Below are 13,846 nucleotides of genomic sequence, written 5' to 3'. Positions count from 1 at the left end.
TATGGCGAATGTGGTGAAGTGGTTAACACACCAGATTGTGGCTCTGGCATTCGTGGGTTCGATTCCCATCATTCGCCTTGATATTTGGGGTATAGCCAAGCGGTAAGGCAAGGGACTTTGACTCCCTCATGCGTTGGTTCGAATCCAGCTACCCCAGTTAATCTATATGCCGGCGTGGCGGAATTGGCAGACGCGCTGGACTCAAAATCCAGTGTCCGCAAGGACGTGCCGGTTCGACCCCGGCCGCCGGTATAGTACTAGCTCAGTAGAATGCTTATTCTACTGGGCTTTTTTGAGATTTTTTTGATTTTCTCTCCCAAAATCTCTCCCAAATTTATATTCTATTCATAATTTGTTCAACCTCTTTAAACTCCTTATCAATTTTTTCAGTAAGTGTATGACCATAAACTTGTATCAACATTTGGATATCTTTATGACCTAAAATTTTTGCCACAACTCCCATATCTATATGATTATGAAGTAAATATGAGCCATAAGTGTGTCTAAGTCCTTTAGTCGTTATGATTGGTTCTATATCAAGCTCTTTTAGTATCTTTTTCAAAGCTTTGTTTACAGTAGCTACTGAAGGAATACCATGTTCTAGACCATAGTGGAAGAAGAGAAATTTCTCTTTGTTTTTTATTTGTAGTAATGAGTTCATTCTTTCTCGTTCTTTTATCATGTTAGACAGAATAGTAACTGTTTTATCATCTATTGGTACATATCTTTTGGAGGAATCGTTTTTAGCATTTGTCCATTTCCATGTTGATGTATTATAGCGTTTATGTGTATGTAAGTAGAACTCTTCAAAATTTGTGTCACTATCTAGTAACCCAACAATTTCTCCGTATCTCATACCTGTTTTTGCTATCGAGTAGAGAATATAGTTTACAATGGATTCTTCATATTTTAGATTAGCTTCTAAATATTTTATAAGTCTATGATAGTCATCAACACTATGTATGTACTTGTCTTCTGTTTTTTGTCCATCCTTTCCAGCGAATAATTCTACATTACTTGTAAAATCATCAATTACAATTTTATCTGATTGTGCTAATTTGATGATTTTTCTGATTACTGAGTTTATTCTACTGAGATAGTCATAACCAACTGTTTCTCCATAAACATTCATAATCCTTTGATATTGGCTTGATTTAATATCAATAATAGGTTTATCACCAAAAAGCCGTTTTAAAGTTTCACCATAAATTTGGTAGTTTTTCTTTGTTTCTTGAGATAATGTTTTCTTTGGTCGAATTTTTAAATCATACCATGTTTGAAACCAATCATAAAGGGAAGTATGTCTATCAAGTGTATATCCTTGTCTTAATTTCTGTTGAATTTCTAAAGCCGTATTCTCTGCTTCTCGTTTAGTATTAAATCCTGATTGATATGAAACAGTCTTACCTTCATTATCTCTAATTTCAAAAAAGAAGAGACCTGATTTTTGGTCTTTTCTAACTCGCGGATTGAATTGGGGAATATACATAAAATCTCCTTCTTAAAACTTTACATGCAAAATTTCTTCCACAGTACTAATAGGAACAGCTCCTAAACGTTTATTGCTGTAAAATTTAAAACCTTGATTTACAAGTAACATTTTAGCTTCATGAATCACTTTTCTTGCTGTTCCCTCTTTTAAACCTTGCTTAATAAGGTCATTTTTTGTAATAAGTTGTTTTTCCATTTTTCGTTTTCCTTTTCTATTTTTCACTTCCCAATCACATAAGTAAATTGGTTAGCCGTTGCTTTATCAAATGTGCGGTAAGAAACAACTCCAAGTCCCTTGGCGTTGGCTTCTGAAATGAGAATAGACCCGTCTGATTTGACCTGCTCCACAAACGCAATGTGCCCGTAAGTTGGGTCTGCGCCAGCTTGCCCAGGAGAAAAGCTGAGAGCACTATGTTCAGTTGGTGTATGTGTGGTTTGGTAGCCTGCTTTCTGCTTCCAATCCCCACCATTTCCCATATAAGGGTCAAAATGAACGCCCACCTCTTCGGCTCGGTTATAGACAAACCATGTACATTGTCCCCAAGGATAAGTCGCAGAAGTATAGTTAGAAGTGTTGATTGCCTTTGTAAGGCTATATCCAGCCGGCACTCCATCAGAAGTTACGCCTCCACCGTCTCGTGTTTTGGCATTAGTTGTATCACCTGTTAAAGTGTCTTTGAAGAGGTTATACCATTTTCTCGCGTTCTTTTTAAGGTCACTAGCTTTGGTTTGACCGTCTGATAAAGCGACCCCTTCATAATGTTCTGACCAGTAAAGGGCTGCCTCTTCAGGGTCAGTCGCTTTTTGCATTTCTGTTTTGACTTTACTATAAGAGCCGTTTAGCTCTGTAGATAATAGGTCTAGTTCAATATCAGAATCTAATTTCTTTTGCTTTGCTTTTGACCAGCGATTGCCATTGATAGTAGAAGACCAACCCGACCATTGGAAATAACCAGCTACGCCACCACCTGTATTGACGGCTTTAGGGTCAAAGCCACTTTCGCGCTCTGCAACCGCTAAACTTCCAGAAGCTCCTGCGATAGTAAATTGTTCTTGTGAGAGTTCATAGTTGAGAATTTTGATGACATCATTAGCTCGTTCTTCTGAAATATTGGCTTTTTGAGCTACTTCTTTAGCGGTTAGTTTCGTTTGTAGTCCTTTGACTTGTCCATTAGAAGACGCACTACCTGCGAAAGCTCCCATGATAATGACGACTAAGAACAAAGGTAAAAACAGAGCACTTAAAGCACTAACAATTACTAGTTTTTTCTTCATCGTCCCTCCTAAGTTTTCACATAGACTGTCATCATTACCGTTTCAAATCGCCATTGAGCCGTTAAAATGAGAGGATTTTCTTTGATAGTTGCCAACAGTTGCTCTTTCTCAGTTGCTTTTACTGAAAATAAAAGGAGAAAGTCAATAGAAGGCTTTCTCTTTTCATAGGCAAGAGCAACCGCATTGTTCACCGTCTGTTCAAAACCTCTTTTAGAATAAATGCGTATATTCATTATTCCTTTCCTCCTCTCAATCGTGCTAATTCCTCTATTATCTGATGTTTACGGTTAATATTGGCTTTCAATTTATCGTCTTTCGGCAAGGTTTTACGATAGTTCTTGATAAAGGCATTTGAACCTTGCGCTTGGTATAGTGCTTCATCATCTTTGTACAGTTCTAATTCCTTTTCAAGTTTATTGATGTGATGTTTTTCTCTCCAAGAGAGGCGATTTTGACGGCGTTCTTCAAACTCCATCTGTTCTCTGCTTTGCTTTGTATCCATTAGCGGAGAAGGCTCTGTGTCAAAAGGTTGAACGCTTGTGTCTTCTTCCTGAATAGCGGATTCAAAAGTCTCCCTTGGCATATCTGGCTCTTGAAACGGTGTTGTTACCTCGTCGGGAGCACCTGTTTCTTCAAAGGAAGAAGTATCGGGTGTTTCCTCCTCGTCATTTTCTGAAGGCGTTGAACTTTCCGTTTTTTCTGAAGTCGGATGGGGATTTGAAAAAAGAGTTTTCATTTGTTTACTAGCATTCATGAAGAGTCCAGCCCCAAATCCTGCTCCTGCAAGGAAAAAGTTTCCGGATGTTTGAGCCATTTCAAAGGCGTTAGTGGCTTTTGCCGGCAGCTGCTTCACAGTTTCCTGTCCATTTGTCACAGTTTCTTTGACTTTGGTATCTATCTCATCAAACGTAATCTTGGCTCGTGAGCCGAGCAACAATTCAATCAATTCTCCTTTGTATTTCCAAAGCAACCAATAAATCGTGCCTTTGGCACAAACAGAGACAATTAGTTTAAAGAGAGCGCTAAAAGTGGATAAGGAAGAAAAATCTCCAATGACCTTATCAAAGCCACTACTTACTAAGTTTTCAATGATTTTTTCAAGGTAAAGCAAAGCCAAAGTTAAAAGGCTAGTAATGGCTGGGAAAGCAAGACCACCAAACATGACCTTGAAAACTCCAAAGAGAATATCTTGCATTTTGGGAATAAAGGAAATCAAAAGGGCAATAGGGAAAAGAAGAATCATGATAAGGACAAGGGCTTGTGCAAGGACATTGAGCAACTGAATTAAGACAATAGGAATAGCAATGACAATCGCTTCTACCATTTTAAAAAGGATATAGAAAAACTTGACAGGGATATAATCAGGAATAGCCGATACCCAACGGTTATGTTCATTATCATCACCTGCTCCATTTCCTATTTCTAAATATTTATTCTTATCAGCGGTAGAAACTGCTTTAAACTTGCCTGATTTATCCAAGCTTCCTAGAACTTTTGAATCCTCAAACGGTTCTTCTTTTCCTGTTTGACGGTCTTTGTATTTCCCGTTTTCTTGTCCTGTATTGACAAAGAGATAGGCTTTATAAGAGGTTTCTGCGATATAAGAATCAGCTACGGAAAACCCTATTTTTAAAGACTGATTTTTTCCGTAGGAGACGGAGACATTAGAAATGTGATGAATCGTAGTACTAGCGACATTGTCTACTGTATTGAGCAGATATAGTCCGCCAGAAGTTCCAGCAACTGTCCCAAACCAACCAAAGCCTAAAAAGAGAACCAGAAGGACATGAAGCAATCTTTGAGAGAAATTGCCTTTAGACATGAGGAACTGATAAAAGAGATAAAAAGCCAAGCAAAGGAGAATCAGAAAGACTAATGACGACTGAGCCACACCAGAAGTAGCTCCTGTAAAGCCTCGCCAAATGGATTGAGCTCCATTGAAAACATATTGCTTGTAAGTGTCATAAAGTCGGACATTTTCTAAAATCCGAATCATCAAGGAGAAGAAACCAACAATGAGGTTGAGGAGAAAAAAGGGGAAGTTGACAAAGATTTCGTTGAACATCACCCAAACACCGCTGAAATCTCCAAAGCCAGTTTTCATCATGTAGGATTTTAAAGAAAAAATATCCATGCCTTTTAATTTTTCAAATGCTTCTTGCACAAGCTCACCTCCTTAAGATGCGTATTTATTTTCAAGATTGGAAGAAACCGTAGCTTTCATTGGTTTTAGAAGCGGGTCAATACTATCAAAAATGTTATAAATGGAAATCATATTGAGATTGCCATAAACATCTTTATAGAGGCATTGACCTGAAATCATATTCTTTATCCATTCCAGATTTTCTTCATTAGCCGTTAGTCCAACATGTTCTAAAATATCGGGAAGTTCATTATCTTCTCTAAAGGCAAAGAGTGTCCCAAAGCCTGTGGTATCATCATCTCCTTCAGCGTCATGAACGGATTGCGTAATCAGGCAGAGGACGTTGTTAAAGAAACGTCCAACACGGCGCATGGATTGGATAACGGCTCGTCCTTCTGCCGATTTCATCAGTACCCATGCTTCGTCAAAAAATTCAATGGTATCTTCATAACGATTGAGTTCTCCAAAGCGTGTACAGAAAGCTCCTAAAGCAAACATCAGAGCTGTAGAATTGATTTCTTTATCTTCTGGGGTGACATCTTGTTGATTGTCTTTATCTGGTAGGGATAAATCCGCTACTTCTAAAACAGTCACCCGTTTATCGTAAGACAATCCTTCTACGTTACCGTCTGAAAAAGCCAATTCCAAAATGGAATTTTCTACAATAGATGTTAGATAGTCTCCTACTTCAAAGATAGTGCTATCTGGATTATTGGTGAGCTCTTTGAGGACGTGTTTTAACCCAACCGTTTCTCCTGCTTGTCTTTGAGCGACCACTTTGTTAATCGCTCTCGAAATAGCGGTCATTTGCTTCATTGTGACCTTAATTCGCTTGTTGGAGAAAATAAGATAATTGAGCATGTTTTTTGAAACTGAAACAGCGTCATCTTTATCCAGCATGATAATTGGGTCAAGAGCCCCATGATTGGATTTCACCTTACTATCCAAAGTGACAAAGTTTATCTGCTTGATATATTCAGCCAGAAGCGGGAATCGTTTTTCAAAGTCTGGGTGGTGAGCAATTGCTTCAAAGTGTTTTCGGATAGAGCGTTTGGGGTCAACATACAAAGATTTCACATCTTGAAGAGAGGTTAGGAGAAAGATAAGTTCTGCCAAAAAAGATTTTCCTTCACCCGTTGCGCCAGTAATTAGGATATGCGGATTCTTTGTAAGTTTTCCTGCAATCCCTTCTTTATTTCCAACGGTCGCATTAAAGAGCACCATATTTTTAGACGCTTCTTGTGCCTTTTCAATACTTTCCCACCGTCCTGTCCAATTATCCACCCGTCCGATATGCCAGCCAATATGGTTTCCTGAAGCTGTGTTGGTAAATGGCATTAGCTCTGCAAAACCTCTTGGAGTGACATAGTGTGTCCACGTTCTGGTCTTATTTTCAAGTGGTTGACCATAGAGGAGAGACTGGAAGAGATAAGGCGTATCATGACTAGCTTCACTCACTTCTACGTGCATATCCTCAAAGTAACTTAAGACTACCTGACGGCGACGTCGTAATTGGGATAGGCTAGAAGCAACAATAATGAGATAAGCACCGTATTCAATGACTTCTTCTTTCCCACCAACCTTTTTCATCAAGTCTTTGAGAGACATTGCCCCTAGAATAATTTCATCTTGTTGGACGGTATCGGTACTTTCTGCTTCATTCATAATGTTGCGATAACGAATATTAGAACGTGCCATTCGCCCTTTTAAAGAGTTCTTTTCGATAAATTCTGCCTTTATCCGTAGTTCTACAGGGAAGTTAAAGCGTTGGGTAAATTCCCCCAGATGAAAGCCATTAAAAATAATGGGTGTTTTAGCAATCGGAAGAATGGTGAGAAAAGAAGAGCCATAGGGGCTGTCTAACTTCATAAAGCCCCCTGCCATGGGTCGTAAGACCGTATCTGTCACATTAAAGAGCGCCCGATTGGCGGTGACTTCTTGCTTTAGATGAGGGATATAGCGCAAGTATTGCATGCGTTGATAGTAAAAGAGCTCTTCATTGGTTAAGCGTTGTGCCCGAAGAGCAGAAAGGGTTTGATAGACGGTCGCTTCACTCACCAGATAGTCTTGCGCCCAATCTTCAGGAATCTCATATTGAAAGCCCACGCTATTGGCAATCATTTCAGAGACTTCAGAGAAGCGCTCAACCGCCATATCCTGAACGGTGGTGTTCTGGTCATCTTTTAAAAGATTGACACCAATCAACCAGTCAAACTGATAGGGAATTTCCATTTCTTGTGTCAGTTTATCTGTCGAATACTGCAACAGTTCTTCCCCCAATGCTTGACTATCAGGAGACAAGGCATGAGAAAAGTCTTTCATCTTTTCTTCTAGCAAATAGTCCTTTGGAATCAAGGAGACTTCAAAGGACTTGTTTTTAACCAGTTTTTTAATCAGCTGAGCAGTTGTCAGCTTGTGTTTTTGTTTCTTGGCTTTATCGGTAATAGTGATGGGAGTATTGGGAATACGATAAAAACTCATCACCGTTTTATCTGTTGTTAAAGCTATATTATCCTGTGTTTTAAGAATCGGATAGACTAGTTTTAAAACCATTAGACCTCCTTTATAAATCTGTTTTTTCAAAGACGATTTCTTCTTTATCAATCATTTTTATTCTATCTTCATGATAAATCGCTTTATGGTTGAGGCGAAAATCCATAAGGTAGCAGATATAATCCCATAAGAAAACGTGCATTTTCTTTCCTTGTGGTTCATATTCTGTATAGAACTTAGCGAGTTTATAAGGGATATACCAATAAAGATAACATGAAATGGAATGCGTTAATTTGTTCAACGGAAGAAGAAGCGAGCTAAACACTGTCAACATTAAAATCAAGACGAGGGCAAAGACCACAAAAAAGGAAAGTTGCATGGGTGTTGCAAAATACCAAATGCGTTTTCCTTTTTGTGTTTTGACTTCTTGAATCCAGTAGGGAGCGTTTATCCCTCTAGCGTAATCATACAATCGTTCTTCTTTTTCCATATCACAACCCCGTTTCAATTCCAAAGAGACGGAGGAACCAACCGACAACATGAAGTAATTGTCGTCCGCCTCCTGTTAAAGAGGCGATCACAGCGTAGAAAACAAGCGTGGTAAATAGTTTTCCCCAAGAGCTGTTTCTCCAAGCTAAAATGATCAGGATAATCGCTCCAAAGGTAATGAACCAGAAACCGTCTCCTTGTAACCATGTTTGTAAATTAGATGAACTCATTGATTAAACTCTCCTTTTATTCTTTTGTATCTGCGTAATTAGCAGGGATTGTATGGCTGACTTTCTCCACATAATAAGACTTCCCTTTTTCTGATAAGGTCAAGGTGAAGTTTTCAGCATGTGTCGAGCCTGCAATTTCAAATGTTACTTGAACATAGGCCATAACTGTTTTATCGGTGGCTTTGTAGTAACTAAAATCCAAGGTTTTAAAAGTGGCGTTTTTTACAACCGCTATATTGTGAGCCACTAAGTCCAAGTTGTCTTGGTCAGTGGTATAGTTAGTGAAGAAAACAGTGAGAAATTTATCCAGTTTCTTCTTTGCTTTCTCTGAAATCCTATCTGACTGATTGAGTTTGACCTCTGTGTCGGTGCTTTTCTTAACTGCCTGATTGGTCGATAAACTTGAAAACCAAGGTAAGCCCGTCACATAGTAGCCCGTTTTTGTTTTGGCATAAGGAATATTAAACCCCGTCACTAATTCTTTTTCTTCTGTCTTATCCCCATTTTTTACCGTTTGCTTGTAATGCACTTCATACGTTGCTACATTATCCGTAACCGTTAGCAAGCGTGACCAGCTTAATTGACTAGGATTTTTGACTTGACCTTGTGCTTGAATATCAGGTTCTGAACCGTAGAAGCTCTTTAATTGCTTAGCTTGTTTGGTTTGACCGTCTGAATCCGCAGGAATAGTGAAGTAGCACTCTACAAAATCATTCAGATAATATTGCAAGCGATTATCTATTGTTTGGGGAGCAGAAGAGGTAGAAGAAGTAGTTTTCTTAGAAGCCATCATTTTTTCAAGATTGGTGACTTTACTGGAGATAGTCATCGCACGAATGCTTCCTAGTAGCCCCACAAGTAAAATAAAAGTCAATCCTGACAGAACGGCAAGATTGACTGTTTTTTGGTTGGCAATGGCTAGTTTAGGCTTTCCTTTCTTTTTAGGGCGTTTAGAAAAACGTCCCAAATAAGCTTTTGCTTGACGTAAAATAAGTTTCAATTTATCCATGATTTCTCCTTACTGATTGGCAAGTTCAATCAATTTATTTCCTTTGGCATAAAGCTGTTTATGAAGTTTATTGAGTTCCCCGTTGACATAATAATAACCGCGCAGTTCAGAGCGGAGACTTTCAACAAGCGCTTCTGGGACTTGCTTAGTTTCTTCTTTTTTGAGGAGTCCGTTTAATTCACCAGCTTTTGTCCAAGCTTCTTTATCATTATGAGATTTCATCAGTTCTCCTAACTCTAAAGAAATAGTTCTGATTTTCTTTTCCAGTATGTTTTGTGTTGTCATTGTGATTTCCTCCAAAAATTCTATTTGTTTTTCTAAAATGACTTGTCTAAATAAGGTGACAAGCTGTGTATTCATTGCACAATTTTGGTCAAGGACGTTTCCATCTAGGGTAAAATAGGCATGTTGGTATTGAGGGAGAGCCTCTTTATCATCTGTTTTTCTCGCAAAAGCGTCCAGAAAAAAATCTTTTTCTTTCATTAAGACAATGTACAGATTCCAAAATTCATTTTTATCAGGAAAGCAGGAGATTCCCTCGTAAATTTTCTTTACAACCTTCATACGTCATCTTCTACCAAATCATGATAGCCAAGAAATCGATAAATATCATCAGAATCAAACCAAAGCCAATCATTGATTTCTGTTTCTGTGGGGATACTTCCTGAAAAAATATCTTCACCAAGTGAGGTTAGTCTGTCCATATCTCCCCGTTCACGGACAGTTGCTAGTGTATTGCGTGCACCTGACCAAGCCCTGAAATTGTCCAGACTATTCAATTCAACTTTATATTCCATTTCATTTTTCCTTTCATTTTTATAGTACCAATTGAGCATAGCCCGTCTGTACGAGCATTTCTGCCACCCAACGAGCGTTTTGACTCATCTTTTTTAGTGGTTTTGTTTTTAACTCTTCAAAAAAAGGTTGTCTAGCTTCTTGCCTAGTCGCCTTTTTAATCGCATTTTGTTGGTGGTTTTCATCTTTAAAGGATTGTTTTCTAAATTGTTCCGCATATTTCAATTCAGAATCTTTCTTAGGTGGATAATATAAGAGCCCCCAATAATCAATCACATCTTTGACCAGTTCAAAATCGTAAAACGATAGGTAGAGTTCTTCATAACCGACTGGGAAGGTCTTTGTTTGAAGAGGGCGATTGAATTTATCAGGGATATTTATAGGTTTATATCTGTCCGACAATAACATCAAAATCAACTCCGTTTCGTTCACAAATTTCTTCTGCTAGTTTCGTATGATTGTTACTCAGATAGGCTTCAGAAATGATTTCTGAAAGCTCATCTGTCTGATAGACCATATCAACGATTTTCAATAATTTCAAAGCACTAGAGACTTGTTTTGTGACCCAATGTTTTGTCCTTGCGTAGTTAATTTGGCGAGGACGTGTGACAAATTTAAAACCCGCTTGTGTGCCAAGCAGGTTATCCCATTCACTATCATAGTTCCCGTTCCAATCTTTCACTTCAAAATAGTTATTTAAAATCCGAGCGCCTATTTTGGTCAAGTCTGTTTCCAGCATATACCACTCTTTCAAAATATCAAACGCCTTGGTGTCGTGTAGTTCAATCTCATAGCGGTTTTTATAATTATAGACTTCATGGATATAGTCAACAGAAACATCTTTTAAGAGGGCTTGTTCATAATCTTTTTGATAAAAGCGAATCATGAGGCTAGATTGACGACTACCAAAATTTAAGGTCAATCCCTGATTGACAAAGTGATTTTCAACCTTTTTCAAGCCTTCAATAGCGGTAAAGGTGCGGAGTTTGCGCATGATGATTTTATTGTCAAAAATCCGATTTTTAATATCAAATAAGTCGAGATTGCCTGACTTTTTGTATAATTCATCAAGAGCAATATCAAAGCGGGGGAAGGCTAAAAAATCTTCTAAAGGTCTATCTTTTCGTTCTTGTTCCGCAAAGAGAAAGACATCATGAAGAAAAGAAAACCAATCCCGTCCTTGTTGCTTTAATAACAATTCAAACTCACGACAACCCCCTCCTGTTAAGTCAATCAGTGTTCCAGCTTCTGCCTTCTTTTCAGAATGGGAATAAAGCACCCGAATTGAACCATAAGTCACCATATCTGAATAGCTGTATAAGCTTTTTTCTTCGTGAAAAAAATCCGTTGGTCTTAATTTTAAAACGTGTGAGATGACAGCTTTAAAATCAAGTGTTTTGAAGCGAATTTTTAACCAATCCACCGTGCTTTCTAGTTTGGTTTCTGATTTGCGATTCAGAAAGTGAAAGAGTGCCTTTTCAAATTCCTTGGTCATCTTTCGTTGACCTTGTTCAATGTTTCGGTAGTTGTAGTAACTATAACCCATCATCATTGCCATTTTGCGTTGGGTAAACCCTAACTCAAGCCTGATACGTTTTAAATCCGTATTGCTTATCACTCTTGTTTAACCTCCTTTTTGTGTTCATGCTAGCTAGGCTAGTCATTGGGATAAGAACAGCTTTTTAAGGGCTTGTGTTAGTTTTAACCCCCCTATTAGTATTGGGAGGTTAAGCCCTTTTGGGGCGTGCCTACGGCACACCCCAAAACGCCCGCTTGTCAGCTCGGTCGGGCAGGTCGGACGGGCGCTGCCCTGACCTTGACCTTCGTGCCTACGCTGGCTCAGAAGGTGTTTCAAAGTGCTGAAGGACAACTTGCTTATAAGACAAGTCAGCCTCTTCTTTCTCTATCACAATTTCCTCCAACAAAGCAATATCTGCTTCATCTAGCAGAATACGATTATCCTCTCTTGTGAAAGTATAGTCCTGTTCTTCTATGTATTTCACAAGGTTTCGTAAGGTTGAAATTGGTACGTTTGACTCCTTGGCGAAGTCATTCAGAGGAAGGAGAGAAGATTCTGTTTGTTCAACGGGTAAGTCAGGTGATGAAGTGGGCGTAGTTTCTAGTGTCTCTAATAATGGGTCATCTAAGATGGGTAGTTTCTTGTATTCCTCAAAGAAAGAAAAGCCTTCCTCAAAGGGAACAACAGGTGAATAAAATTCTCTAGCCACCTCTCCACCGTTTGCAATATAACCACGACCGAAAATCTCCTCTCCGTCAATTTCATCAATCTTTTTGAAAACTTTATTTGCGTTAGCGTCCCCAAACATCATTTTATTACCAGTATCTTCTAAGTGACCAACAGAAATCCGTTTCATAAATTGGTCACGTAAAGACGTTTTGAGGTATTCTCCGTCAGGACGTTGCATAGCAACAATCATGATGACTCCAGCTTGGCGACCTTTTAAAATCAATTCTGTTAGGTATTCGATAAAGTCTCCAGATGACTGGTAATCCCGTTCTAGTTTAGCCGCTAAGGCTGCCAATTCATCAATGACAATAAAGCGAGGCTTCAGTCCGTAAGCATAATACTTTTTCCCTGCCTGATAGTCAGGGTGACTAGTCATGTAATCATAACGTTTATCCATTTCCTGCTCAGCACGCTTTAAACAAGCTAACATTTCTTGTTTATCCCAGTAAACCCGCCCTTTAAAGACAGGAATCTGTTTCAATCCGACAAAGTCAGAGCGCTTCGGGTCAAGAATTTCTACATAACCAATTTGTACCAAGACCCAAATCAAAATCATCAAGAGAACCGTTTTACCGCCCCCCGTTCCACCACCAATCAGCAAGTGTGGGTGTTTATTGAAATCCCAATAGACATCTTTCATCAAGTAAATGCCTTTTTCAGTCATCTTAACATCAAAGATAGATAAGCGACCTGAAAATTGGTCAATGGCAATAGTGTAAGAAACGTAGCCTTTGGTGAATTGCTTATTCATAAAGTCTCCGTCAAACATAATTTCAAGAGGCTTTTCAAGAGCGATAAAACGGTCTTGGAATCGGCTACCTTGAAGGTGGAGTGAAACGGTGATACCAAAACGGTCACGTTTCAAATACACTTTGGGCAATAGAATCTGTTCTCTTGTATGATGATTGGATTTGATTTTCTTGACCTTATACAAGTTATTATCCAGCAAATAGTGAGAAAGAATCCGTAAACTATCTAGACGACTAAAGAAAAGAAATTTTCGGGAACAAATCATTTGTACTAAGCCGTCTAGTAGCAACAATCCTAATACACTTCCACTAAAAAGAATTCCATAGGTTATCGGGTCACGTTGAAATTGGCTTTGAAGCTGGTCTTGGTGCAGGTAAGCGAAAAAGCCCCCTCCAAGGAGAAAGGGCAGAAGAAAAAGAGCAAAGGTTAGCCGTTTAATTTTCTCATGAAACTTCCGAACACGGATTCCCCGATAGGTGAACAGTTTCATAGGCTACTATCCTTCCTTTTTAGGTTCAGGTTTCCCCACTAATACAACGTCTTTAGCCCGTAGTTTGACTCCGCTTGTGATAATACGGCGATTGTTAATCGTTTCTGAATTTGACCAGAAGCGAGCCGTAGGAGCTACGAGTGTTACTTCATCATTGTAGTTCTTTTCAGCGGTCATTTGAGCCACTTTTGCTTCAGGTGGAACCGTTACGGTAATATCCCCGTTTACAGCAGAAGAGTAGAGCTTCACATCTACATAGTCCACTTCGTCTGTTTCACGGCGTTTTTCTTCACCGGTTCCTTCTTCCACATAGTCTTCCCAGTGCATAAAAGGAATAGCTTCAAGGAAATTTAGAGTTCCAAGCGTTTTTACAGTATCAAAAGTTTCAATCACATCAGCAGCAAATTTTACAGTCATAGTATTTCTCCTATTC

General features: G+C 38.8%; 15 protein-coding genes and 3 tRNA genes. 3 read left to right on the top strand and 15 right to left on the bottom strand.

All coding sequences use genetic code 11. The annotated features are described in order from the left end of the window. Nucleotides 1–4: 4 nt before the first annotated feature. The 3 genes from ABZ559_RS12295 to ABZ559_RS12285 all read left to right on the top strand — a co-directional run bounded on the left by ABZ559_RS12295 (nucleotide 5) and on the right by ABZ559_RS12285 (nucleotide 252). Nucleotides 5–77: transfer RNA gene (locus ABZ559_RS12295), tRNA-His, on the top strand. A gap of 8 nt (nucleotides 78–85) precedes the next feature. Continuing rightward, nucleotides 86–157: transfer RNA gene (locus ABZ559_RS12290), tRNA-Gln, on the top strand. Between the two features lie 11 nt (nucleotides 158–168). Then, nucleotides 169–252, top strand: a tRNA-Leu gene (locus tag ABZ559_RS12285). 82 nt (nucleotides 253–334) lie between these two features. Here ABZ559_RS12285 and ABZ559_RS12280 read toward each other — a convergent pair. The 15 genes from ABZ559_RS12280 to ABZ559_RS12210 form a co-directional block, all read right to left on the bottom strand. After that, nucleotides 335–1,489, bottom strand: a complete 1,155-nt coding sequence (locus tag ABZ559_RS12280; protein WP_115341330.1) for a site-specific integrase — start codon at nucleotides 1,487–1,489, stop codon at nucleotides 335–337. Nucleotides 1,490–1,501: 12 nt separating this feature from the next. Continuing rightward, the gene (locus ABZ559_RS12275; RefSeq protein ID WP_003034604.1) at nucleotides 1,502–1,687 is read right to left on the bottom strand and encodes a DUF3173 domain-containing protein; all 186 of its coding nucleotides are present in this window, start codon (nucleotides 1,685–1,687) and stop codon (nucleotides 1,502–1,504) included. A 23-nt stretch (nucleotides 1,688–1,710) separates the two neighbouring features. Continuing rightward, nucleotides 1,711–2,766, bottom strand: a complete 1,056-nt coding sequence (locus tag ABZ559_RS12270; RefSeq protein ID WP_115341331.1) for a phage tail tip lysozyme — start codon at nucleotides 2,764–2,766, stop codon at nucleotides 1,711–1,713. Between the two features lie 8 nt (nucleotides 2,767–2,774). Beyond that, nucleotides 2,775–3,002: a hypothetical protein gene (locus ABZ559_RS12265; protein ID WP_115341332.1), complete on the bottom strand. Its 228-nt coding sequence runs from the start codon at nucleotides 3,000–3,002 to the stop codon at nucleotides 2,775–2,777. Next, nucleotides 2,999–4,930: a conjugal transfer protein gene (locus ABZ559_RS12260; RefSeq protein ID WP_367006616.1), complete on the bottom strand. Its 1,932-nt coding sequence runs from the start codon at nucleotides 4,928–4,930 to the stop codon at nucleotides 2,999–3,001. Before ABZ559_RS12260 ends, ABZ559_RS12265 begins: the two co-directional genes overlap by 4 nt. A gap of 12 nt (nucleotides 4,931–4,942) precedes the next feature. Then, nucleotides 4,943–7,462 (bottom strand): ATP-binding protein, encoded by a 2,520-nt coding sequence (locus ABZ559_RS12255; RefSeq protein WP_115341334.1) that lies wholly within the window; start codon nucleotides 7,460–7,462, stop codon nucleotides 4,943–4,945. Nucleotides 7,463–7,472: 10 nt separating this feature from the next. Continuing rightward, on the bottom strand, nucleotides 7,473–7,892 hold the full coding sequence (locus tag ABZ559_RS12250) for a conjugal transfer protein (protein ID WP_367006613.1): 420 nt from the start codon (nucleotides 7,890–7,892) through the stop codon (nucleotides 7,473–7,475). A 1-nt stretch (nucleotide 7,893) separates the two neighbouring features. Next, the gene (locus ABZ559_RS12245; RefSeq protein WP_017827907.1) at nucleotides 7,894–8,121 is read right to left on the bottom strand and encodes a hypothetical protein; all 228 of its coding nucleotides are present in this window, start codon (nucleotides 8,119–8,121) and stop codon (nucleotides 7,894–7,896) included. A gap of 16 nt (nucleotides 8,122–8,137) precedes the next feature. Continuing rightward, nucleotides 8,138–9,130 carry a conjugal transfer protein gene (locus tag ABZ559_RS12240; protein WP_115341336.1) on the bottom strand — a complete coding sequence of 331 codons (993 nt, stop codon included), beginning with the start codon at nucleotides 9,128–9,130 and terminating at the stop codon, nucleotides 8,138–8,140. Between the two features lie 9 nt (nucleotides 9,131–9,139). Next, nucleotides 9,140–9,694 carry a conjugal transfer protein gene (locus ABZ559_RS12235; protein WP_367006611.1) on the bottom strand — a complete coding sequence of 185 codons (555 nt, stop codon included), beginning with the start codon at nucleotides 9,692–9,694 and terminating at the stop codon, nucleotides 9,140–9,142. Further along, nucleotides 9,691–9,927 carry a hypothetical protein gene (locus ABZ559_RS12230; protein ID WP_000456039.1) on the bottom strand — a complete coding sequence of 79 codons (237 nt, stop codon included), beginning with the start codon at nucleotides 9,925–9,927 and terminating at the stop codon, nucleotides 9,691–9,693. The genes ABZ559_RS12235 and ABZ559_RS12230 overlap by 4 nt, the downstream gene beginning before the upstream one ends. 19 nt (nucleotides 9,928–9,946) lie before the next feature. Then, nucleotides 9,947–10,333 carry a hypothetical protein gene (locus ABZ559_RS12225; protein ID WP_115341339.1) on the bottom strand — a complete coding sequence of 129 codons (387 nt, stop codon included), beginning with the start codon at nucleotides 10,331–10,333 and terminating at the stop codon, nucleotides 9,947–9,949. Further along, nucleotides 10,311–11,543, bottom strand: a complete 1,233-nt coding sequence (locus ABZ559_RS12220; protein ID WP_115341340.1) for a replication initiation factor domain-containing protein — start codon at nucleotides 11,541–11,543, stop codon at nucleotides 10,311–10,313. The genes ABZ559_RS12225 and ABZ559_RS12220 overlap by 23 nt, the downstream gene beginning before the upstream one ends. Nucleotides 11,544–11,754: 211 nt before the next feature. Continuing rightward, complete coding sequence (locus ABZ559_RS12215; protein WP_115341341.1) at nucleotides 11,755–13,413, bottom strand: FtsK/SpoIIIE domain-containing protein; 1,659 nt, start codon at nucleotides 13,411–13,413, stop codon at nucleotides 11,755–11,757. A gap of 6 nt (nucleotides 13,414–13,419) precedes the next feature. Then, on the bottom strand, nucleotides 13,420–13,830 hold the full coding sequence (locus tag ABZ559_RS12210) for a DUF961 family protein (RefSeq protein ID WP_115341342.1): 411 nt from the start codon (nucleotides 13,828–13,830) through the stop codon (nucleotides 13,420–13,422). Nucleotides 13,831–13,846 lie beyond the last annotated feature (16 nt).

Origin of the sequence: Streptococcus sp. ZY19097 (assembly GCF_040731245.1) — a bacterium.
Classification (GTDB): Bacteria; Bacillota; Bacilli; order Lactobacillales; family Streptococcaceae; genus Streptococcus; species Streptococcus orisratti.
Note: the sequence above shows the minus strand (reverse complement) of the source record. Positions and strands in the feature narration are given on the sequence as shown.